The sequence below is a fragment of the Stenotrophomonas nitritireducens genome, assembly GCF_050984405.1.
GTDB classification, from domain to species: domain Bacteria; phylum Pseudomonadota; class Gammaproteobacteria; order Xanthomonadales; family Xanthomonadaceae; genus Stenotrophomonas; species Stenotrophomonas nitritireducens_B.
This window is the reverse complement of record NZ_CP158790.1, coordinates 624180-645643: the sequence shown is the minus strand read 5'-3', so window position 1 is coordinate 645643 and position 21464 is coordinate 624180. Positions and strand designations below refer to the sequence as shown.

19 protein-coding genes are annotated in these 21464 nt (G+C 66.3%); 7 read left to right on the top strand and 12 right to left on the bottom strand.

All coding sequences use genetic code 11. The annotated features are described in order from the left end of the window. The first annotated feature begins 11 nt into the window (after nt 1–11). The 3 genes from cls to ABTV91_RS02690 all read left to right on the top strand — a co-directional run bounded on the left by cls (nt 12) and on the right by ABTV91_RS02690 (nt 2676). Nucleotides 12–1472 carry a cardiolipin synthase gene (cls, locus tag ABTV91_RS02700; RefSeq protein WP_433853105.1) on the top strand — a complete coding sequence of 487 codons (1461 nt, stop codon included), beginning with the start codon at nt 12–14 and terminating at the stop codon, nt 1470–1472. Nucleotides 1473–1642: 170 nt separating this feature from the next. After that, the gene (locus ABTV91_RS02695) at nt 1643–1921 is read left to right on the top strand and encodes a hypothetical protein (protein ID WP_433853104.1); all 279 of its coding nucleotides are present in this window, start codon (nt 1643–1645) and stop codon (nt 1919–1921) included. Then, nucleotides 1918–2676 (top strand): pyridoxine 5'-phosphate synthase, encoded by a 759-nt coding sequence (locus ABTV91_RS02690; protein ID WP_433853103.1) that lies wholly within the window; start codon nt 1918–1920, stop codon nt 2674–2676. The genes ABTV91_RS02695 and ABTV91_RS02690 overlap by 4 nt, the downstream gene beginning before the upstream one ends. Before the next feature lie 90 nt (nt 2677–2766). On the opposite strand, the gene ABTV91_RS02685 is transcribed toward ABTV91_RS02690, so the two are convergent. From ABTV91_RS02685 to dnaA, 12 genes are all read right to left on the bottom strand, one after another. Beyond that, nucleotides 2767–3135, bottom strand: coding sequence for an ExbD/TolR family protein (locus tag ABTV91_RS02685; protein WP_433854103.1), 369 nt, complete (start codon nt 3133–3135; stop codon nt 2767–2769). A 202-nt stretch (nt 3136–3337) separates the two neighbouring features. Continuing rightward, entirely contained in the window at nt 3338–3748 is a 411-nt protein-coding gene (locus ABTV91_RS02680; RefSeq protein ID WP_055768671.1) for an ExbD/TolR family protein, read from the bottom strand. Between the two features lie 3 nt (nt 3749–3751). After that, on the bottom strand, nt 3752–4177 hold the full coding sequence (locus ABTV91_RS02675; protein ID WP_433853102.1) for an ExbD/TolR family protein: 426 nt from the start codon (nt 4175–4177) through the stop codon (nt 3752–3754). Nucleotides 4178–4222: 45 nt separating this feature from the next. Continuing rightward, complete coding sequence (exbB, locus tag ABTV91_RS02670; RefSeq protein WP_153190421.1) at nt 4223–4966, bottom strand: TonB-system energizer ExbB; 744 nt, start codon at nt 4964–4966, stop codon at nt 4223–4225. A gap of 85 nt (nt 4967–5051) precedes the next feature. Beyond that, the gene (locus ABTV91_RS02665; protein ID WP_433853101.1) at nt 5052–5723 is read right to left on the bottom strand and encodes an energy transducer TonB; all 672 of its coding nucleotides are present in this window, start codon (nt 5721–5723) and stop codon (nt 5052–5054) included. Between the two features lie 146 nt (nt 5724–5869). Then, nucleotides 5870–7063, bottom strand: a complete 1194-nt coding sequence (locus ABTV91_RS02660; RefSeq protein WP_433853100.1) for a heme biosynthesis protein HemY — start codon at nt 7061–7063, stop codon at nt 5870–5872. Nucleotides 7064–7215: 152 nt separating this feature from the next. After that, nucleotides 7216–8022 (bottom strand): M48 family metallopeptidase, encoded by an 807-nt coding sequence (locus ABTV91_RS02655; protein ID WP_433853099.1) that lies wholly within the window; start codon nt 8020–8022, stop codon nt 7216–7218. A 74-nt stretch (nt 8023–8096) separates the two neighbouring features. Beyond that, entirely contained in the window at nt 8097–8939 is an 843-nt protein-coding gene (locus ABTV91_RS02650) for a lysostaphin resistance A-like protein (RefSeq protein WP_433853098.1), read from the bottom strand. Between the two features lie 72 nt (nt 8940–9011). After that, nucleotides 9012–11471, bottom strand: coding sequence for a DNA topoisomerase (ATP-hydrolyzing) subunit B (gene gyrB, locus ABTV91_RS02645; protein ID WP_433853097.1), 2460 nt, complete (start codon nt 11469–11471; stop codon nt 9012–9014). A 111-nt stretch (nt 11472–11582) separates the two neighbouring features. Then, nucleotides 11583–12683 carry a DNA replication/repair protein RecF gene (recF, locus tag ABTV91_RS02640; protein ID WP_433853096.1) on the bottom strand — a complete coding sequence of 367 codons (1101 nt, stop codon included), beginning with the start codon at nt 12681–12683 and terminating at the stop codon, nt 11583–11585. 547 nt (nt 12684–13230) lie between these two features. After that, on the bottom strand, nt 13231–14331 hold the full coding sequence (dnaN, locus tag ABTV91_RS02635; protein ID WP_433853095.1) for a DNA polymerase III subunit beta: 1101 nt from the start codon (nt 14329–14331) through the stop codon (nt 13231–13233). Nucleotides 14332–14653: 322 nt separating this feature from the next. After that, nucleotides 14654–15985 (bottom strand): chromosomal replication initiator protein DnaA, encoded by a 1332-nt coding sequence (gene dnaA, locus ABTV91_RS02630; RefSeq protein WP_433853094.1) that lies wholly within the window; start codon nt 15983–15985, stop codon nt 14654–14656. A 253-nt stretch (nt 15986–16238) separates the two neighbouring features. On the opposite strand from dnaA, the gene rpmH reads away from it, so the two are divergent. The 4 genes from rpmH (at nt 16239) to ABTV91_RS02610 (ending at nt 21463) form a co-directional block, all read left to right on the top strand. Further along, complete coding sequence (rpmH, locus tag ABTV91_RS02625) at nt 16239–16379, top strand: 50S ribosomal protein L34 (protein WP_006404565.1); 141 nt, start codon at nt 16239–16241, stop codon at nt 16377–16379. Between the two features lie 38 nt (nt 16380–16417). Further along, a complete protein-coding gene (rnpA, locus tag ABTV91_RS02620; protein ID WP_433853093.1) occupies nt 16418–16879 on the top strand; it encodes a ribonuclease P protein component in 462 nt (153 codons plus the stop codon). Continuing rightward, nucleotides 16879–18597 (top strand): membrane protein insertase YidC, encoded by a 1719-nt coding sequence (yidC, locus tag ABTV91_RS02615; RefSeq protein ID WP_433853092.1) that lies wholly within the window; start codon nt 16879–16881, stop codon nt 18595–18597. Before rnpA ends, yidC begins: the two co-directional genes overlap by 1 nt. Nucleotides 18598–18796: 199 nt before the next feature. Beyond that, nucleotides 18797–21463, top strand: a complete 2667-nt coding sequence (locus tag ABTV91_RS02610; protein WP_433853091.1) for a polysaccharide deacetylase family protein — start codon at nt 18797–18799, stop codon at nt 21461–21463. Nucleotide 21464: the final 1 nt, after the last annotated feature.

Genomic DNA, 21464 nt, shown 5'->3' with positions numbered 1-21464 from the left:
AGAATCGCGGCATGCGCGAAGCCCTGTACAGCCTCTGGACCAGCGTGTCCTCCATCCCGCACGCGGCCCAGATCCTGGCAGCCACCTATGTGGTGTACCTGGTGCTGCTGGCCTGCTACATCCTGCTGCAGAAGCGCGAGCCGGTGGCGACGCTGAGCTGGATCCTGTCGCTGGCGGCGCTGCCCTACATCGGCCTGTTCGTGTTCTACGTGTTCGGCCCGCAGAAGATCGTGCGCCAGCGGCTGCGGCGCGGGCGCTCGCGCGAGGGCATGGAGGCCTACAACACGGTCTGCCCGGCGGACGTGCACTGCACCGAGCTGGCGCGCATCGGCCAGGCCACCACCGGCCTGCCGCCCAGCACCGCGACCACCGTGGACTGGCTGGTCGACGGCGCGGCGACCTACGCGGCGATCCTGGAGGCGATCGCCGGCGCGCGGCGCCACGTGAATCTGGAGTACTACATCTTCGAGCCGGACCACGCCGGCACGGCGATGCGCGACGCGCTCATCGAGCGCGCCAGGGCGGGGGTGACGGTGCGCCTGCTGCTGGACGCGGTCGGCTCCTCGCGGGTCAGGGGCCGCTTCCTGCAGCCCCTGCTCGCGGCCGGCGCCGAGGTGGTGTGGTTCCATCCGCGGCAGCTGCTCAAGCCGTTCAAGCGCCCGTGGCTGAACCTGCGCACCCACCGCAAGCTGGTGGTGATCGACGGGCGGGTCGCCTTCACCGGCGGCATCAACATCACCGACGCCGAGGACGACAGCCGCAATCCCGACGCCTACCGCGACCTGCATACGCGCCTGGCCGGCCATGTCGTGCGCAGCCTGCAGCTGGTGTTCCTGGAGGACTGGATTTACGCCAGCGGGCAGGGCATGGCCAATTTCGACCGCGAGGACCTGTTTCCTTCCGATGGTCCCGCGCGCGAGGACGGCACGGTGCAGGCCCAGGTGCTGGTGTCCGGCCCGGACTCGTCGTGGGAAGCGATCCATCGCATGCACGTGGCGGCGATCCACGAGGCCTCGCGCCGCGTCTGGCTGGTGACGCCCTACTTCGTTCCCGGCGAAGCGGCGCGCATGGCGCTGACCTCGGCCGCGCTCGGCGGGCTGGACACGCGCCTGCTGGTGCCGCGGCGCAGCGATTCCCTGTTCGTCACCCTGGCCGGTCGCTCCTACTACGACGAGCTGCTGCAGGCCGGGGTCAAAATCTACGAGTACGGCCCGCGCATGCTGCACACCAAGGCGTTCATCGCCGACGACGACACCTGCATCGTCGGCAGCGCCAACTTCGACCACCGCAGTTTCCGGCTGAACTTCGAGCTGTCGATGCTGTACCACGACCGCGGGCTGACCGCGGAGCTGGAGGCGATCCTGGAACAGGAGTTCGCCCGGGCCACGCCGGTGCTGCCCGACCGTCACTGCCCGCTGTGGCGGCAGCGGCTGCCCGAGGCGGTGGCCCGGCTGGCCTCGCCGCTGCTGTAGTGCCGGCGGCTGTAGCAGGGGCTGGGCTCGACCGGGCCTGTTGCCGGCCAAGGGTCCCGTCTGCGGGGTATCCATGTCCGGCATCGCGCGCGCAGGGTGCTGCCGGGTCCGGCGCGTGGAAGCGGCCCCGGACGGACCGCTACACTGGGCGCCTTCCCGGGGAGACCGTCATGTACTGGCTGTTCCTGCTGCTCGCGCTGGGCGCCTTCGTCCTTGCCATCACGACCACGCACACGTGGCTGCTGCTCCTGTCGCTGCTCGCGGCGCTGCTGCTGTTCCTGCTGTGGATGAAAGGGCTGTACGCGGCGCGCTTCGGCGGCACGGCCAGCCAGATGCCACGGGCGCTGCATCCGGCCGAACTGCAGGCCATGCGCGAGCAGCTGCGGCCTGGCAGCGCCGGAACCGTTCCCCCTCCGTCCTCTGCACCTGAAGAACACCCGCCGTCATGACCCGCCTCAGCGTCAACGTCAACAAGATCGCCGTCCTGCGCAACTCCCGCGGCGGCAACGACCCGGACGTGCTGCGCGCGGCGACCGCCTGCCTGGATGCCGGTGCGCATGGCATCACCGTGCATCCGCGCCCCGACCAGCGCCACATCCGTGCCGACGACGTGCATGCGCTTTCCATGCTCACCCGGCAGCGGGGCGTGGAGTTCAACATCGAAGGCAACCCGTTCGCGCCACCGCGTGCCGGCTACCCGGGCCTGCTCCCGTTGTGCGAGCAGACCCGCCCGGCGCAGGCCACCCTGGTCCCGGATGGCGACGGCCAGCTCACCTCCGACCACGGTTTCGACTTCGCCCGCGACGGCGAACGCCTGCGTCCGCTGATCGCCGCGTTGAAAGGCTACGGTTGCCGGGTCAGCCTGTTCGTCGATGCCGGCAACCCGGATATCGCCACCGCAGCGGCGCTGGGCGCGGACCGCATCGAGCTCTACACCGGTCCCTATGCCGAGGCTTTTGCCGCCGGTGCGCCGGACGCGGCCGTTGATCTGTTCGCCGATGCGGCCAGGCGGGCGCAGGCCGCGGGACTGGGCGTCAACGCCGGCCATGACCTGTCGCAGGCCAACCTGGGCCGCTTCCTGCGCGACGTGCCGCAGGTGCTGGAAGTCTCCATCGGCCACGCGCTGATCGGCGAAGCGTTGTACGACGGCCTGGACGCCACGGTGAAGGGCTATCTGCGCATCATCGGGCGCGATCTCCGCTGATCCAGCCGGCGGCGCCACGCATCGGCTGTCACGCTCCTGTGCGTCCGTGCGGCTGCGGGGGAAAAATCGCGTCGTGACTTGGGTATCGCGTTACTGCACGAAACCGATCTTCTTTATCTGCGCGTTCTTGGCCTGGGCCAGGACCTTGGCCAGGACCTCATAGTCCGAAGCCGGATCGGCGTCGATGCGAAGTTCCGGTTGCTTGGTCGGGTCCTTCTGAACTTCCTCTTCCATCTTCTGCTGCAGCTCGTTCACGTCTATCGGGCTGTTGTTCCAGTAGACCTGATTGCCCGCATCCACACGCAGATCGATCGGGGGCGGCGGCTCGCGCAGCGGCGACGGCGGATTGATGACCCGCTGCGGCAGATCCACGGCAATCGGGTACGTCATGATCGGCGCGACCATCATCAGAGCACCAGCTGCCAAAGCCACCGCCACTACCACCGCTGCCGCCACCATTGCGAGCTCTTTCCCCTTCAACATGCTCCGCCCCCCGCCGTCCGTGTCTGCCAACCCTGTCAACTCCTGGCCAATGGAGCCATTGGCCAGAAGCGACGGGGGTATCGCCTCTACATCGCCCAGTGCCTCACCGCCTGCGATGAAAAAAAACACCCCCGGCAAGCGGGGGCGTTTTCCAGTCGCGTCATGACTTGGTATTGCGTTACTGCACGAAGCCGATCTTCTTCATCTGGGCGTTCTTGGCCTGGGCCAGAATCTTGGCCATGACCTCGTACTCCGAATCCGGATTGGCGTCGATGCGAAGTTCCGGCTGGTTGGTCGGATCCTTCTGTACTTCTTCTTCCATCTTCTGCTGCAGCTCGTTCACGTTCACCGGGCTGTTGTTCCAGTAAACCTGATTGCTCGCATCCACGCGCAGATCGATCGGCGGCGGCGGCTCGCGCAGCTGCGGCGGCGGGTTGATGACCCGCTGCGGCAGGTCCACGGCGATCGGATACGTCATGATCGGCGCGGTCACGATGAAGATGATCAGCAGCACCAGCATCACGTCCACGAGGGGCGTGACGTTGATGTCGGCCATGGGGCCCCTGTTACCACCACTACTGAATGCCATCGCTTATTGCCCCTTTTCTTTGGTGGCAACGAAACCGACGTCCAGCATGCCCTGGCTCTGCGCGATCTTGGTCACTTCGTTGATCACGCTCATCTTGGTGGTCTTGTCACCACGCAGATTGAGCGGCGGCTGCGGCGTCTGCTGGGCAGCAGTAGCGAAACGCGACTCCATGGTCTCCTTCGACACAGGCTCATCGTTCCAGTAGAGCGAACCGTCTTCCTTGACCGCCACCGTGATCGGGCCCGAACGCTTCTCAGCGTCGTCCGGGTTGATGTACAGGTTGGCCTCGGGCAGCTCCACCTTGACCTTGTGGGACATCAGGGGAGCCGTGATGATGAAGATGATCAGCAGCACCAGCATCACGTCCACGAGGGGCGTGACGTTGATGTCGGCCATGGGGCCGCCGCTGTTACCACTACTGAAAGCCATAACGGGCTCCGTCTATATCGTTGCGAGGACTGCTCTGCTGCCGGCTCAGCGAACGCGCGAGCCGGTGGCGAAGAAGTCGTGCAGATCGTGCGCGAAGGTGTCGAACTTGCTGACGGTGGCGCTGTTGATCTTGCTGAAGAAGTTGAAGGCGAACACGGCCGGGATCGCGACGAACAGACCGATCGCGGTCATGATCAGCGCTTCACCCACCGGGCCGGCAACGGCGTCGATCGACGCGGAGCCGGTGGCACCGATCTTGATCAGCGCGCCGTAGATGCCCCACACGGTACCCAGCAGACCCACGAACGGAGCGGTCGCGCCGACGGTGGCCAGCAGGATCATGCCGCCCTGCAGCTTGTTGGACTCGCGGGTGACGGCCTGACGCAGGGCGCGGTCGACGAACTCCGAACGGCTCAGGGTCTCGGCGGCGCCGGCCTGCTGGTGGTGGGCAGCGGCCTGGGCAGCGTCCAGGGCGATCTTGGAGAACGGCTCGGAAGCCGGCTGCTCTTCCATCGCGCGGATGGCGTCCTGGGCATTGGCGGCATCCCAGAACATGCCCGGCACGCGGTCGGAAGCCGACTTCAGGCGGGCGGTACGGAAGATGTTGATGACGGTCCAGTACCACGACATCGCCGACATCGCGACCAGGGTCAGCAGCACGACCCAGGAAACCGCGAAGTCACCCGGCTTGGAGGTCATTTCGTGAATCAGATGCTCGAAGCCCATCTGCGAGAGCGCGTTGTTTGCGTTGCCCCCGGCAGCAGCGGCGATGAAGATTTCCTGCAGCATGACGCTTACCTTTGTTGTGTGTGGTGTTAAAGGGTGTAGCTAAAGTCGAACGGTTCCCCGCTGGCGGCCGGTGGCCGCCGGAGGATCAGCTCAGCGCAAAGTTGACCGGGACGCGCACGCGACCAGCCGCCTTTTGTCCATTGATGACGGAAGGGTTGAACTTCCACTTGCGTGCCGCGTCCATGGCGGCGCGGTCGAGGTCGCGGTTACGGCTGGACTTCTCGACGGACACATTGGTGACGTTGCCGCTGGCGTCGACATCAATGATGAGGATGACCTCGCCCTGAATACCGGCGCGGAAGGCGGCCGGCGGGTAACGCGGCGGGTTCATGTTCTTGGACGAGATGTCCACGCTGGCCTGGATGTCGGTGACCTGGGCCGGCGGCGAGGGCGGCGACGGCGGCGTGACCACGTCGTTCGGACGCGGTTCCGGCACGTCGACCACCGGGGCTTCCGGCGGCGGCGGCAGCGGCGAGGGCTTCGGCGGCGCCAGGTTCTTGACCGGCGGCGGCGGCGTGTCCTGCGGCGGCGGCGGCGGCGGCGGCGGGGGTGGCGGCGGCGGGGCGTCGACCAGCGTCACCATGACGTTGCGTTCCTTTTCCGCGGCGGCCTTAGGGGCCACGGCGGGAATCAGGAGCATCATCAGGGCTGCCAGATGGAGTGCGATTACGAAGGCGATACCGGCGATCCGGGGCCAGCTCAGACCCTTGTCTTTCTCGCCGTCATACCTGTGGTGGAAAACCAGTTGTTCCGTCATGCGCCAAGAGCTCATTAGTGGGGCCGGGGCGGCGCTGTTCCGACGCCCCTGATTCAGCGGTGCATGACACCGCAGGAACCTCCAAGCTTATACCAATCCTGACCAGCTGCGCATCACATCTGCAGCTGTTCAGGCGTTATTCCTGCTTACTTCAGGTTGATGATCTTGTCTGCATCGGCCGGGTTCTTCACACCTTTAGCCTTTGCGTCCCGGGCAGCCTGCTTGGCTTCGGGGATCCGTCCTTCGGCATGCAGTACGCGCGCCAGATTCAGGTAGGTCTCGCCATCCTTGGAAAGCGGGGCGGCCTTCTGCCACGCCTCGATGGCCTGCGGGATCTGGTCGGAGTAGTAGTACGACTGCGCCAGCGCCAGGTAGACCTGGTAGTCCGGCTTGAGGATGCCCTTGGACAGGCCCTCGTTGATCACCGCAATGACGTCCTTTTCCTTGTTCTCGGTGTTGGCATAGATCGAGTACAGCTGCTTGTACTCGCGCTCTTCGGTGAGCTGTCCGGCCGCGCGCAGCTTGTCCATCACCGCGGCGGCCTTGTCCATCTGGTCGGCCTGCATGTACATGCTGGCCAGGTTGATCTGCGCCTTCTTGTCGGCCGGGTTCCTGGCGACCAGGGCCTCAGCTTCCTTGACCGCTTCGCCGGTCTGGCCGGCTTCGGCGTAGGCGGCCATCAGCAACTGGTTCCAGTTGTCCTTGGGCTCGGGCGAGGCGGCGATGGCCGCCTTCAGCACCGGGATGGCCTCGGCGTACTTCTCGGTCTGGTACAGGGCCTGGCCCTTGATGATCATTTCCTCGGGCTTCTGCGACTTGGACTCGGCAAGGTATTTGTCCAGGTTGGCCAGGCCTTCGGCGTACTGCTCGTCCTGCAGCTGCAGCTGGGCGAGCATCAGCATCGCCTGGAAATGACCGTTGTTGTCCAGCTGGTTCAGGGCGACGGCCTGCTGCAGGTACTGCTTGGCGGCGGCGGTGTCGTCCAGGTTGTAGGCGGCCTGCGACGCCAGCTGGTTGGCGACCGCCTTGTCGTAATCGTTGGCGCCTTCGGCGGCGAGGATCTCGTCGGCCAGCTTGCGGGTTTCCTCGTACTCGTCCTTGTTGTAGGCGGCGAACAGCTTCTGCAGCTTGCCGCCCATTTTCGAGGACGACTTGGCCTTGGGCTCCTCGCGGGTCGCCTCCGGATACAGCACTTCGGCCTTGGCCGAACCCCGGTTGCGGCGTTCGCTTGAACGCTCGGAGGAGCGCGCCTGGGCGGCAGCATCGGCAACCACAACGCCACCGAGCACGGTAGCGATGAGGACGGAAAGCAGGGCCTGCTTATGGCTGCGGGAGATCATGGGTCACCTCGATGAAACCGCGGGGGCGGTGCTGTAAACGGACGGTCTGGAAAGACGGAGCCGCCAAACGTAACAGAAATTTTTTGACGGAGAAATCACTTCCGTTGCTGTATTGCACCAATGTCTGAGGCTGGGGCGGGCCATGTCCGGGGTCAACCGCAGCGGGGCGTCCGCCCGGCCTGTCGCGCCTGGCGGTAGACAGGCTCCAGCGCCGCGACATCGCGCTGCAGTTCGCGGATGCGGTTGGTCGGGTCCGGGTGGGTGGAAAGCCACTGCGGCGAACGCGCTCCGCCCGCCGCCATCATGTTCTGCCAAAGGCCGACGGCCTGGGCCGGATCGAAGCCGGCCTGAGCCATCAGGCGCTGGCCGACCACGTCGGCCTCGCTTTCCTGGGTGCGGGAGTTCGGCAGCAGGATCAGCCCCTGCGCGCCCATGCTGCCGAACTGGTTGACCGCGCTGGCCGCCGTGTCGCCATAGGCGGCACCGGCCAAGGCACCGAGGATGCCAAGGCCTACCTGGGCGCCTTGCTGGCGGGTCAGGCGCTCCTCGTGATGCCGCGAGATCACGTGGCCGATCTCATGGCCGATCACCGCCGCGAGCTGGTCCTGGTTCTTCGCCACGGTGAAGATGCCGCTGTTGACCCCGACCTTGCCCCCCGGCAGGGCGAACGCATTGGGCTCCTTCTCGACGAACAGCGCCGCCTCCCACCGTACGCCCTTGTACTGTTGCGGCAGCTGCGCCACCAGCGCGTTGACCACGCACTGCACGTAGGCGTTCTGCCTGCTGTCGCTGCTCAGGGTCTGCTTGGCCTTGGTTTCGGCGAAGGCCTGCGCACCGAGCTGGTCCAGCTGCTGCTGGGAAATGCCTCCCACGACCTGGCGGCGGCCGGTGGGCGAGGTCGTGGTCGCGCAGGCGCCCAGCACGAGCGCGATGACAACACCGAACATCACGGGTTTCATGGCGGATTTCCCCTCGTTCATGTCGGCAGTGTGCGAGCGCGCGGCTTAAATTTCCGTCAAGCGGCCGGCTGGCGTTACTGGATGCCGAAAAGCACCAGCGCGGCCAGCGCCACGGCATTGTTGAGGGTATGCGCGGCGATGGCGGCCCACAAGGTGCCGGTCTTCCGGTACAGCCAGGCAAAGGCGACGCCCATGCCGCCGTAGACCAGCCACAACTGCAGGATTTCCGGCAGCCCGTTGTCGCTGGTACCGGGTATCTCGTGGATGAACGCGAAGGCGGCGCCGCTGAGCGCCATGCCCAGCCAGGGACGGCCTGCGGCCCACAGGCGGCCGAACAGCACGCGCCGGAACAGCAGTTCCTCGTACGCCGGCGCCAGAAACACCGCGAAAGCGACCAGGAACACGGGGTAGTGCGCCAGCGCCTGCTCCATCAGCGGCAGGTTGGTCGGTACCGGTTCGATGCCGACCTGCTTTCCGGTCCATCCGATCAGGCTGCTGCCCACGAACACGCCGATGGCCACCAGCAGGGTCCATGCCCAGGTGGAGCTCCGTCGAACGGCGGCCAGGGACGCGGCGCGTTCGGCCGCCGAGGCGCGCCGTCGCCAGAGGTAGAGCACCAGGGCCGTGGCACCGGTGGAAACCAGCGCGATCAGCATCTGCGCCAAGGCACCCGGCTGGCCCAGCTGCGAGCCCAGCTGGGCCGCGTCCGGCGCACCGCCGCCTTCGCGCGCGATCGCCATGCCGACCTCGAATCCGCGCCACAGGCCCCAAGCCAGGCCGCAGAACAGGCTCAGGCCCAGCAGGATGCAGGCCGCCAGCAGGACATCCAGCCCGAACCCCAGCAATGGCGAACTTTCGCGGGATACCCGCGGCGCGGCAGGAGGAACGGACAACGGAACCGGCGGTGGTGCGGACATCGTGATCCTGGGGCAGCAGATGGAGAGCGGGCCGGCGCCAGGAGCGGCGCCGGCCCGTGTTGCCGGATTGTGTCAGATATCCAGGTTGGTGACCTTCAGCGCGTTGTCCTCGATGAAATCGCGGCGCGGTTCGACCACGTCGCCCATCAGGGTGCTGAAGATCTGGTCGGCGGCCACCGCATCCTCGATGCGCACCTGCAGCAGGCGCCGGGTATCCGGGTTCACGGTGGTGTCCCAGAGCTGCTCCGGGTTCATTTCGCCCAGGCCCTTGAAGCGCTGGATCTGGCGGCCTTTCTTGGCTTCCTCCATCAACCAGGCCTGGGCCTGGGCGAAACCGGTGACTTCGGTCGAACGGTTGCCGCGGTTGATGGTGGCGCCTTCGCGGATCAGGCCGTGCAGCAGCTGCGAGGCCTGGTGCAGCGGACGCAGTTCGCCGGATTCGAACGCCGCCAGCGGCAGCACCTGGATGTGCTCCTCGCCCATGTGGCGGCGGGTGACCAGCACGGCGGCCGGGCGCTGTTCGGTCGGTTCCTGCAGGACCAGGCTGAAACGCGGCGTGCCCAGGCTGCCCTGGTTCAAGCGCCGGGCCAGCGCATCCAGGCCTTCGCCGGCAGGGGCATTGCGCAGGTGCTCCAGGTCCATCGGGGTGAAATCGACCAGCGCCTCGAGCAGGCTGCGATCGTAGCGATGGGCGTTGCGGTCGATGGCGTCCTGCGCGCTGGCGTAGGTCATCAACAACTTCTCCAGCGCCACGCCTTCGATGGGCGGCTCACCGGCGGCCGGGACCAGCGAGGCGTTCTCCACCGCGCTGTTGGCCAGGTAGGCGTCCAGCGCCGGGTCGTCCTTCAGGTAGAGCTCGGTCTTGCCCTGCTTGATCTTGTACAGCGGCGGCAGGCCGATGTAGACGTAGCCGCGCTCGATCAGCTCCGGCATCTGCCGGTAGAAGAACGTCAGCAGCAGCGTGCGGATGTGCGCGCCGTCGACGTCGGCGTCAGTCATGATGATGATCTTGTGGTAGCGCAGCTTGTCCGGGTTGTACTCGTCGCGGCCGATGCCCGTGCCCAGCGCGGTGATCAGGGTACCGACCTGGTCGGAGGACAGCATGCGGTCGAAGCGCGCGCGTTCCACGTTGAGGATCTTGCCGCGCAGCGGCAGCACGGCCTGGTTCTTGCGGTTGCGGCCCTGCTTGGCCGAGCCGCCTGCCGAGTCACCCTCGACGATGAACAGTTCGGACAGCGCCGGATCCTTTTCCTGACAGTCGGCCAGCTTGCCGGGCAGGCCGGCGATGTCCAGCGCGCCCTTGCGGCGGGTCAGGTCGCGCGCCTTGCGCGCGGCTTCGCGGGCGCGCGCGGCGTCGACGATCTTGCCGGCGATGGCCTTGGCTTCGTTCGGGTTTTCCTGCAGGAACTCTTCCAGGCGCGCGCCGAAGGCGTTTTCCACCGCCGGGCGCACGTCGGAGCTGACCAGCTTTTCCTTGGTCTGGCTGGAGAAGCTCGGGTCAGGGACCTTCACCGACAGCACGGCGATCATGCCTTCGCGCATGTCGTCACCGGTCAGGCTGATCTTGGCCTGCTTGGCGATGCCGTTCTGCTCGATGTAGTTGTTCAACACGCGGGTCAGCGCGCCGCGGAAACCGGCCAGGTGGGTGCCGCCGTCCTTCTGCGGGATGTTGTTGGTGAAGCAGTACATCGTTTCCTGGTAGGAGTCGGTCCACTGCAGCGCCACTTCCACGGTGATGCCGTTGTGCTCGCCGGTGACCGCGATGACGTTCGGGTGCAGCGGGGTCTTCAGCTGCGCCAGGTGCTCCACGAAGCTCTTGATGCCGCCTTCGTAATGGAAGTCGTCGCGGCGGCCTTCGCCGCGCTCGTCGACCAGGACGACCTTGACGCCCGAGTTGAGGAAGGAGAGCTCGCGCAACCGGCGCGCCAGGATCTCGTAGTGGAACTCGACATTGCCGTGGAACGCCACGGTCGAGGGCCAGAAGCGCACGGTGGTGCCGCGCTTGGTGGTGGTTCCCAGCTGCTTCAGCGGGCTGACTGCGGCACCGTTGCTGAATTCCTGCTGGTAATGGAAACCGCCCTGGAATACGTCCACCAGGAGCTTCTGCGACAGCGCGTTGACCACGCTGACGCCGACGCCGTGCAGGCCGCCGGACACCTTGTAGCTGTTGTCGTCGAACTTGCCGCCGGCATGCAGGACCGTCATCACCACTTCGGCGGCGGACACCTCGCGGCCGAGCTTCTGGCTCATCTGCTCGTGCTTGCCCACCGGGATGCCGCGGCCGTTGTCCGACACCGAGACCGAGCCGTCGGCGTGGATCGTGACCAGCACGTTGTCGGCGTGGCCGGCCAGGGCTTCGTCGATGGAGTTGTCGACGACTTCGAACACCATGTGGTGCAGGCCGGTGCCATCGTGGACGTCGCCGATGTACATGCCGGGGCGCTTGCGGACAGCCTCCAGGCCTTCAAGGGCGGTGATGCTGTTGGCGTCGTAGTTGCCGTTGCTGGCCGGGGTGTTCTGTTCTTCGCTCATCGCGCTTTGCCGTTGGCTCCACAGGTCACACGCCGACCCGAAAGGCCGGGGCGTGAGTAAAGAGGGGGTCGTCGGAAGTATACCAGCCGGGCCCTTACGCACCCGGAACGGTCATTGCAGCGCCTGGATGGCGCCGTGTTCCACGTGGAACACGGCTGCCGGGCGCACGTGTTCTTGGAGTGCGGCCGGCGGTTCCGTCGCGGTGATGAACACCTGCGCGGGCGTGGCTGCGAGCCGCTGCAGAACGCGCTGCTGGTGGTCCCGGTCGAGCTCCGCTCCGAGATCGTCCAGCGCGATCACCGGCCACTCGCCGCGCTGGGTTGCATAGTCGTCGGCCTGCGCCAGCAGGCAGGACAGGGCGGTGAGCTTGGCCTGTCCGCGCGAGAGCGCGTCGCGCCCCGGTATCTGCCCATAGACCACGGTCCAGTCGGCCCGGTGTGGCCCGACCGACGTATGCCCCATCGTGCGGTCGCGGTCGCGGGCCATGAGCAGCGCATCGGCCAGCGGCATTTCGTGCCGCCGCCACCCTGGCTGAAGCTCGAGGCCCTGCAACTGCAGGCTAGGCGCGAGGTCGGCGGCGATGCTCACGGCCCGCTCCTGCAGGCGTTCCAGGTAATGCTGGCGCCTGGAGGTGAGCGGGGTTCCCGCTTCGGCCAGCTCGTGGTCCCAGGCATCGAGCTGCCGGGGCGCGGCGCCCGCTTTGAGCAGGGCATTTCTCTGTTTCAGGGCTCGCGTATATCGGCGCCAGAGGGGGAGGAAGTCAGGTTCCACGTGGAACAAACCCCAATCCACGAAGCGCCGCCGAGGTTCGCTGCCCCCACTGACCAGGGCGTGGCTGCCAGGTTCGAAGGTCACTACGGCCAGCGCGGCACACAGCGACCCCAGCTGGGCGACATCTTCTCCGTCCAGGCGGCCTTTCCAGACCTGTCCGCCGTGACGCAACCCGGCCCTGCGCACCCGTCCGTCCGGTCCTGCACCCGCCTGTTCGCGCCATTCGACGAAGACGTCGAGCGCCTCCGCGCCCTTCTGCACCAGGCCGTCGCGGACCCGCCCGCGGAAACTGCGCCCGTATGCCATCAGATGCAGCGCTTCCAGGAGGCTGGTCTTGCCCGCGCCGTTCGCGCCAGTGATCAGGTTGATACCGGGGCGGGGAGCCAGTTCCACGGAGTCGAACCGGCGAACGCGGCTCAAGGAGAGACGGACGATGTGCATTGACGCTCGGCGGAAACAGATGTCCCGGCAGTTCCAGCCCGGGAAGGAATCGGCAGCTTAAAGCATCCGGTCGCTGGTCTCCCCTTTGGGTGCAACCTGGCCGAACAAGGGATGAAGTTTCCTACACCAGGGATCCATCTAGTAGCCGGAAGCCTGCGGAAAGCCCGTGCACAGGGGGACTTGGCATCCTGTGGATGGTTTTCCTGCTTTCAGCTCCGGATCCACTTGTTCACAGCTATCCACAGCGCTATCCCCGACATTCCCATAGGGGTTTCGACAGCCATATTCCCTTTAAAAACAGCCACATGAGCCACTTCTACATTAAATCTGCTCCTACCATCATCACCAAGCTTCTGATTTATTCCCAGATTTAAAGCATTGAAGACAGGGACAAACCGCTTTCGGGCTCGAACAGGACCAGATGCGAAGCAGGAGTTCCACGTGGAACACCGATTGAATCCGGTAGCGCGAGACAACTTCCAAACCGACGACCGAAAAAAAAGCCCGGCATGCGCCGGGCTCTTGTTCCACGTGGAACGTACTGCTGTCAGAGGCGCAGCGGCATGACCACGTGCCTGGATTTCTCGCTGCTGGCTTCACGCACCAAAGCCGACGAGTTGGAATCGCGCAGCTGGATCACGACGTGTTCGTCGCGCAGCGCCGACAACGCATCGAGCAGGTAGTTCACGTTGAACCCGATGGCCAAGTCGCTGACCTGGGTCTCGGCCTCGATCTCTTCCTGCGCTTCTTCCTGCTCCGGGTTGTGCGCGCTGATCTTCAGCTGGCCGGGCGTCACTTCGACGCGGACGCCGCGGTACTTCTCGTTGGACAGGATGGCCGCACGCTGCAGCGACGCACGCAGGCTCTCGCGGTCCACCTTCACCTCGCGGTCCGCGCCGATCGGGATGACCGCTTCGTAATCGGGGAAGCGGCCGTCGATCAGCTTGGAAGTGAAAGTCACATCGTCGCGTTTGACGCGCACGTGGCTGCGTCCAACTTCCAGCTCGACCTCGCGATCGCCGCCTTCGAGCAGGCGCTGCAGTTCGGTCACGCCCTTGCGCGGCACGATGATCTGGCGCTTGGAACCGGTGCTGTTCTCCAGCGCGGTCTCGCACAGCGCCAGACGGTGACCGTCGGTAGCCACGCAGCGCAGCAGCTGGTCGCGCAGGTCGAAAAGCAGGCCGTTGAGGTAGTAGCGCACGTCCTGCTGGGCCATCGCGAAGGCGGTGCGTTCGATCAGTTCCTTCAGCGCCGACTCGGGAACCGCAACGCGCTCGGTGGCCTCGACTTCGTCCACCGACGGGAAATCGTTGGCCGGCAGCGTGGCAAGCGTGAACCGGCTGCGGCCGGCCTGCACGGTGATCTTCTCGCCGGTCTGCGACACGGTTACGCGGCTGCCGTCGGGCAGGGCGCGGATGATCTCGAACAGCTTGCGTGCCGGAATCGTGGTTTCGCCATCCTGCGCATCTTCGACCGCAATGCGGGAGACCATTTCCACTTCCAGGTCGGTACCGGTCAGCGACAGCTGGCCGCCCTGCACCTGGACCAGGAAGTTGGCCAGAACCGGAAGGGTCTGACGGCGTTCGACCACGTTGACGACCTGGGCCAACGGCTTGAGGAAGGCTTCGCGCTGCAGTGTGAAACGCATGTGGTTTCGTGCCCCTATGCTTTTAAAAGATGTGGGTTAAATCAAAAGCTTGGTGGTGCTGGTAGAGCCAGATTTGGTTTAAAACACACCCAAGTATTTGTTTTAAAAGGATTTCATTGCATCGAAACCCTCTGTACTACTGGTCCGGAACGGGTGGGGAAAGCTGTGGACAACTTTGCGCCGATCCGGGCGCGCGTTTTTATCCACAGATTCCCCAACGTCTGCCCCCGAATGATGCACCGTTTTGTGCGATGACGCCTGCGTGGCGTCGATGCATCATTCGCTGGCCCTGCCACTTCGACGTTCCCGGTATCCCGATGGCCTACTCACTCAACTTGCGGATGAGCTTGTCCCAGTCCTCGCGCAGCTTGCCGTCGGTTTCCATGAGCGTGCGGATCTGGCGGCAGGCGTGCAGGACCGTGGTGTGGTCGCGGCCGGCGAAGGCGTCGCCGATTTCCGGCAGGCTGTGCTCGGTCAGCTCCTTGGTCAGCGCCATCGCGACCTGGCGCGGACGCGCCAGCGAACGGGTGCGGCGCTTGGACAGCAGGTCTTTGATCTGCAGGCCGTAGTAGTCGGCCACGGTCTTCTGGATGTTGGGAATGCTGATGGCCTGCTGCTGGGCGCGCAGCAGGTCGCGCAGGGTTTCCTGGGCGAACTCGGTGGTGATGGCACGGCCGGTGAAGTTGGCGCGTGCGGTCAGCGTGTTGAGCGCGCCTTCCAGGTCGCGCACGTTCGAGCGCATCTTCTTGGCGATCAGGAACGCCACGTCGTCGGGAATCTCGGCGCCGCGCTCGCGCGCCTTGGCCAGCACGATGGCCGCGCGGGTCTCGAAATCGGGCGGTTCGATCGCCACCGACAGGCCCCACGCCAGCCGCGATTTCAGCCGCGCTTCCAGGCCCTCGACCTCGCGCGGGTAGCGGTCGCAGGTCAGGATGATCTGCTGCTTGCCGTCGAACAGCGCGTTGAAGGTGTGGAAGAACTCCTCCTGCGTGCGGTCCTTGCCGGCGAAGAACTGGATGTCGTCGATCAGCAGCGCGTCCACCTGCTGGAACTGGCGCTTGAACTGGTCCATGGTCTTTTCCTGCAGCGCACGGATCATGGCGCTGAAGAACTGCTCGGACCGCAGATAGAGCACGCGCGCGGCCGGATTGGCCTGGCGCATCGCATTGCCGGCGGCCAGCATCAGGTGGGTCTTGCCCAGGCCGGTGCCGCCGTACAGCAGCAGCGGGTTGTGCGCGCGGTCACCCGGTTTCTGCGCCGCCTGGAAAGCCGCGGCCAGGCCCAGCTGGTTGCTGCGGCCCTCGACGAAGTTGGCGAAGGTGTAGTGGGCGTCCAGGTTGCCGTTGAACGGCACTACCGGCGCCGCCGGGGCCGCGATGCCCGCCACGGGAGCGGCGACCGGCGCCGGCTCGACCGCGCGCGGGCGCGAGCCGATTTCCAGCTGCACCTCGGTGATGTCGGCGAAATAGCGCAGCAGCTCGTTGATGCGCGGCAGGTAGCGCTCGCGCACTTGGTCGACGATGAAGGCGTTCGGGGCGTACAGCACCATGCTGTCTGCGCGCTGGTCGGCCTGCAGCGGCTTCAACCAGGTGTGGACATCTTCCGGCGGAAATTCCGCTTCAAGACGTTCGATACAACGGGACCAGGCATCCATCAGGAATAATCGTCGAAGGCACGCGGGACGGGCGCAGGAAGCCGCCCGGCCACGTGCCGGAAAGGGGGAAAGTGGATGGCCCAGACTACCACCGCGTGGCGGGGGCGGGAATGCTTGTCCCTGACTTGTTCACAGATCCATCCACAGCCTGTGGATGAAACCCTTGCAGGGCAGGCGGTGCGGCGCTTGACGTGATGGGGGGAGGGTCTATAGAATTTCCGGTTCTTTCCGTCCCATTCATACAGGTGCCCCCATGGCCACCAAGCGCACGTTCCAACCCAGCAACCTCAAGCGCAAGCGCGATCACGGCTTCCGCGCGCGTATGAAGACCGCTGACGGCCGCAAGATCCTGTCGCGTCGCCGCGCCAAGGGCCGCAAAGTCCTCAGCGCTTGATTGCGTTGCCGCCCCGTGCGGCAGATGCAAATCCGATTGTGAGCAGCACCGACCCGCGCAAGCGATTTCCTCGCTCTGCGCGGGTTCGTACGCGTGCCGAATATACAACGGTCTTCAACGGCGCCCGCCGTGTATCCGACCCGCTGATGACACTGCACTGGCTGAAAGGGGATTCCCCCGCCCGGCTGGGCTTGGCCGTGTCGCGCAAGGTCGATACGCGGTCGGTGGGCCGCAACCGTATCAAGCGTGTGCTGCGTGATGCCACACGCCACCTCCGGGCAGACATGGCCGGGGGAGACTACGTCGTGGTCGCCCGCTCGGCGGCCAAGCTTGCCGACAACCGGCAGATCCGCGAGGCGTTCATACGCCTGCTCCGCCGCGCCGGTGCATTGCCCGCGGTGGTCGCTGACGGCACAATGCCGCCGCGCGAGGGCAACGAACCCTCTTCTTCCTTGAACGCGCCGGGCACTCCGCCTGGTCGAGCCGAGCCTGCCTGCTGATGAACCAGACCCGTGTATTCCTGATTTTCGCCTGGCTGATGGTGGCGGTGCTGCTGTGGATGGAGTGGGGCCGCGAGAAGAACGCGCCGGATCCGGCCACTGTCGCCGCGACCCAGCCGGCGGTACCGGCCGCCAACGACGCCGACCTGGCGCCACCTTCGGCCGGCAACGTGCCGCAGGCCGCGGTGCCCGGGCAGGCGCCGGCCGCGACCGCACCTTCGGCCGCGATGGAAGCGGCCAGCGGTGCGACCCGCGTCACCGTCACCACCGACGTGCTGAAGCTGGTGCTCGACGGCCGCAGCGTGCTCGACGCCGACCTGCTGCAGTTCCCGCAGACCAAGGCCGCCGGCAGCCCGCCGGTGCAGCTGCTCACCGAAGAGAAGGCGCATCCGTACAGCGCCACCAGCGGCTGGGTGGGCCAGGGCGGTTCGGCCGCGCCGGGCGCCAACGGTTTCCAGCCGGCGCAGGCGGCGAAGGAATACACCCTGGCCGACGGCCAGGGCGAGCTGCAGGTGCCGTTCGTCTGGAATGGTCCCAATGGCGTCAGCATCCATCGCACCTACACCTTCAAGCGCGGCGACTACGCCATCGGCGTGAAGGATGAAGTGGTCAACGCCGGCGGCGCGCCCTGGCAGGGCTATGTGTTCCGCAAGCTCGACCGCGTGCCGGCGGTCCTCAGCCGCAGCATGACCAACCCGGATTCCTTCAGCTTCAACGGCGCCACCTGGTACGACAAGGACAAGAAGTACCAGCGCCGCCCGTTCTCCGACTACCTGGAGGACGGCAACCTCAACCAGACCGTCAGCGGCGGCTGGGTGGCGATGCTGCAGCACCACTTCTTCACCGCGTGGATTCCGCAGGCCGACCAGGCCTCGCTGTACCTGCTCTCACAGAACGGCCCGCGCAACGTCATCGAGGCACGCGGCCCGGGCTTCACCGTGGCGCCGGGCCAGAAGGTCAGCACCCAGGCGCGCCTGTGGGTCGGCCCGAAGCTGGTCAACCAGATCGCCAAGGAAGACGTGCCCGGCCTGGAGCGCGTGGTCGATTACAGCCGCTTCTCGCTGATGGCCATCATCGGCCAGGGCCTGTTCTGGGTGATGAACCAGGTCCACAAGCTGGTCGGCAACTGGGGCTGGTCCATCATCGGCCTGGTGATCCTGCTCAAGCTGGCGCTGTTCCCGCTGGCCAACGCGCAGTACAAGTCGCAGGCCAAGATGCGCAAGTTCCAGCCGCGCATCGCCCAGCTCAAGGAACGCTATGGCGACGACCGCCAGAAGTTCCAGACCGCGATGATGGAGCTGTACAAGAAGGAAAAGATCAACCCGATGGGCGGCTGCCTGCCGCTGCTCATCCAGATGCCGATCTTCTTCGCCCTGTACTGGGTGCTGGTGGAATCGGTGGAACTGCGCCAGGCGCCGTGGTTCGCCTGGATCCAGGACCTGACCGCGCGCGATCCGTACTTCATCCTGCCGGTGATCAACGTGGCGGTGATGTGGTTCACGCAGAAGCTGACGCCGGCGCCGGGCATGGACCCGATGCAGCAGAAGATGATGCAGTTCATGCCGCTGGTGTTCGGCGTGATGATGGCTTTCATGCCGTCCGGCCTGGTGCTGTACTGGGTGGTCAACGGCGGCCTGAGCCTGGCTCAGCAGTGGTGGATGACCAAGAAGCACGGCGAGCAAGCACCGACGCCGCCGACCAAGGCCGAAGCCAAGTAACCCGCAAAGCCCGCCGCAAGGCGGGCTTTGCGCATGTGCGGCGCGATGCAGCTTCCCTGTAGGAGCGACTTCAGTCGCGATGGGGCATCGCCGGGAAAGCTCCATCGCGACTGAAGTCGCTCCTACGGGAATTGTTGCAACGCCAGCGGGGCCGACCCCGCTCCACTAGAATCTTCCGGCCTCCGCTCGTCCGCCTGCCATGTCCCGTCTTCCTGCAATGCGCGGTTTCCTGTTGTCGATCGCCCTGTCCGCACTGCTGGCCGGTTGCGGTGGTGGCACGCCGGCCGATCCGCACTCATCGGCCACGCCGGCCGGGCAGGCCGCGATCGCGGCGGACGAGGGCGCCGCTGTGCCGCTGCTGGCCTCGCTGCGCCAGCAGCTGGACAGCCACCGCCGCATCATCGTGCTGCTGGCCGACGAGGAGGCGCAGAACGACCGGGATCGTGCCACCTCCACCCGCATCGGCCAGCAGCTGTTCCACGATGGCCTGGAACGGCGCCAGGCCATCGCCGCGCAGTTCGATGCGCTGCTGCGCACGGCCAGCCCGCAGCGCTTCGCCACGCTGAGCGCGGTGCTGGACTACATCGAATCGGCGCCGGACCTGTTCGATGCCGACCGCCTGGCCTTCCGCGAAGTACTGCGCGACCTGCACGGGCGCATCGGCGCCGATTCCTCGCTGCCGGCGGTGAAACTGCATCAGCGCATCGGCGAGGACCTGGAAGCGCTGGACGAGATCGAGCGCAACTACAACCAGGAGATCACCCGCATCTTCAGCCGCTTCGAGCGCACCCGCGCCATCGCGCTCAAGCGCGAGAAGTGGGAGGACTATGTCGCCCGCCTGCGCGCGCAGTACGACCGCGAGGCGATCCTGCGCGACTACGGCGTGATCGAGCCCTACCCGATGTCGATGAAGGACAGCGAGCGCGAGATCTTCGGCCGCGACCTGCCGGCCAAAACCGTGGTGCTGACCTTCGACGACGGCCCGCACAAGGCGTACACCGACGAGATCACCGCCATCCTCAAGCGCTACGACGTGCCTGGCGTGTTCTTCGAGGTCGGCCGCAACATCGGCAACGTCGGCGCCGACGGCAAGGTGACGCTGGGTGCGATGGCAGGCATCAGCCGTCAGCTGATGGCCGACGGCTACGCTGTGGGCAACCACAGCCTCACCCATGCCCAGCTCTCGCGCACCAGCGGTGACGCGCTGCGCGAACAGGTGCTGGGCACCGACGCACTGCTGCGCAGCGTGGGCGACAAACGCGCGCCGCTGTTCCGCTTCCCGTACGGCGCGCGCAACGCCGAAGGCCTGCAGCTGCTGGGCGAAGCCGGCTTGAAGTCGATCATGTGGAACATCGATTCGATGGACTGGGCCGATCCGGTGCCGGAGTCCATCGTGCAGCGCGTGCTCGACCAGGTGCAGAAGGAACAGCGCGGCATCATCCTGTTCCATGACATCCACGACCGCGCGGTGAAGGCGCTGCCGCAGATCCTGGACCGGCTGATCGCCGACGGCTACCAGTTCGCCGGCTGGAACGGCCGCGACTTCTCCGTCGGCCGCGCGCGACGCGACGCCGGCAGCGCGGCCACCGTCACCACCGGCTACGAAAAGTCATGGGCCATCGTCATCGGCATCGACGACTACGCGAAGTGGCCGAAGCTCGAATACGCCAGCCGCGACGCGCAGGCCATCGCCGACACCCTGACCGGCCAGTTCGGCTTCCCGTCCTCGCAGGTGATCGTGCTGAAGAACCGCGAGGCCACCCGCAACAACATCCTGGCCGCGTTCCACGACCGGTTGTCCGATGGCCGCACGCAGAAGAACGACCGCGTGTTCGTCTTCTTCGCCGGCCATGGCGCCACCCGCCAGCTGGCCTCCGGGCGCGATCTGGGCTACATCATCCCGGTGGATTCGGACCCGGAGGAGTTCGCCACCGACGCCATCGCCATGACCGACGTGCAGAACATCGCCGAGAGCCTGCAGGCCAAGCACGTGCTGTTCGTGATGGATGCCTGCTACAGCGGCCTGGGCCTGACCCGCGGCGGCCCGTCCTCGTCGTCGTTCCTGCGCGAGAACGCGCGCCGCACCGCACGGCAGATGCTCACCGCCGGCGGCGCCGACCAGCAGGTCGCCGACAGCGGCCCCAACGGCCACTCGGTGTTCACCTGGGTGCTGCTGCAGGCGCTGTCCGGCAAGGGCGACCTCAATGGCGACGGGCTGATCACCGGCACCGAGCTCGCTGCCTACGTCGCGCCGGCGGTGTCGGCGGTATCGCGGCAGACGCCGGCGTTCGGCAGCCTGCCCGGCTCGCAGGGCGGCGAGTTCGTGTTCCAGGTGCCCGGCAGCCAGGAATTCCTCAACGCCGACACCACCCAGCTGTCGGCCGATGCCATCGCGCTCAACAGCCGCGTCGATGCGGCGCAGGGCGGCAACGAGGCCGCGGTGAAGGTGGCCGGCCTGCAGGGCGGCAGCAGTACGCTGGTGGTGCCGGCCGCGGTGCCGACGTCCGATCGCCAGCGCGCGCAGCAGGCCAACGACCGCGGCCTGCAGCTGTACCGCGAGAAGCGTTACGACGAGGCGGTGGCGCAGTTCACCGAAGCGCTGAAGCTGCGCCCGGATTTCGCCCAGGCCGCCAACAACCTCGGCTTCGTCTACTACCGCCAGCAGCGCTACGCGGAAGCGGCGCGCTGGCTGGAGAACACGCTGAAGATCGACCCTTCGCGCGCGGTGGCCCATCTCAACCTCGGCGACGCTTACTTCCAGGGCGGCGACAAGGCCAGGGCGAAGCAGGCCTACACCACCTACCTGGCGCTGCAGCCGCAGGGCAGCGGCGCCGCGCAGGCGCGCGCGCAGCTGCAGAAGCTCTGAG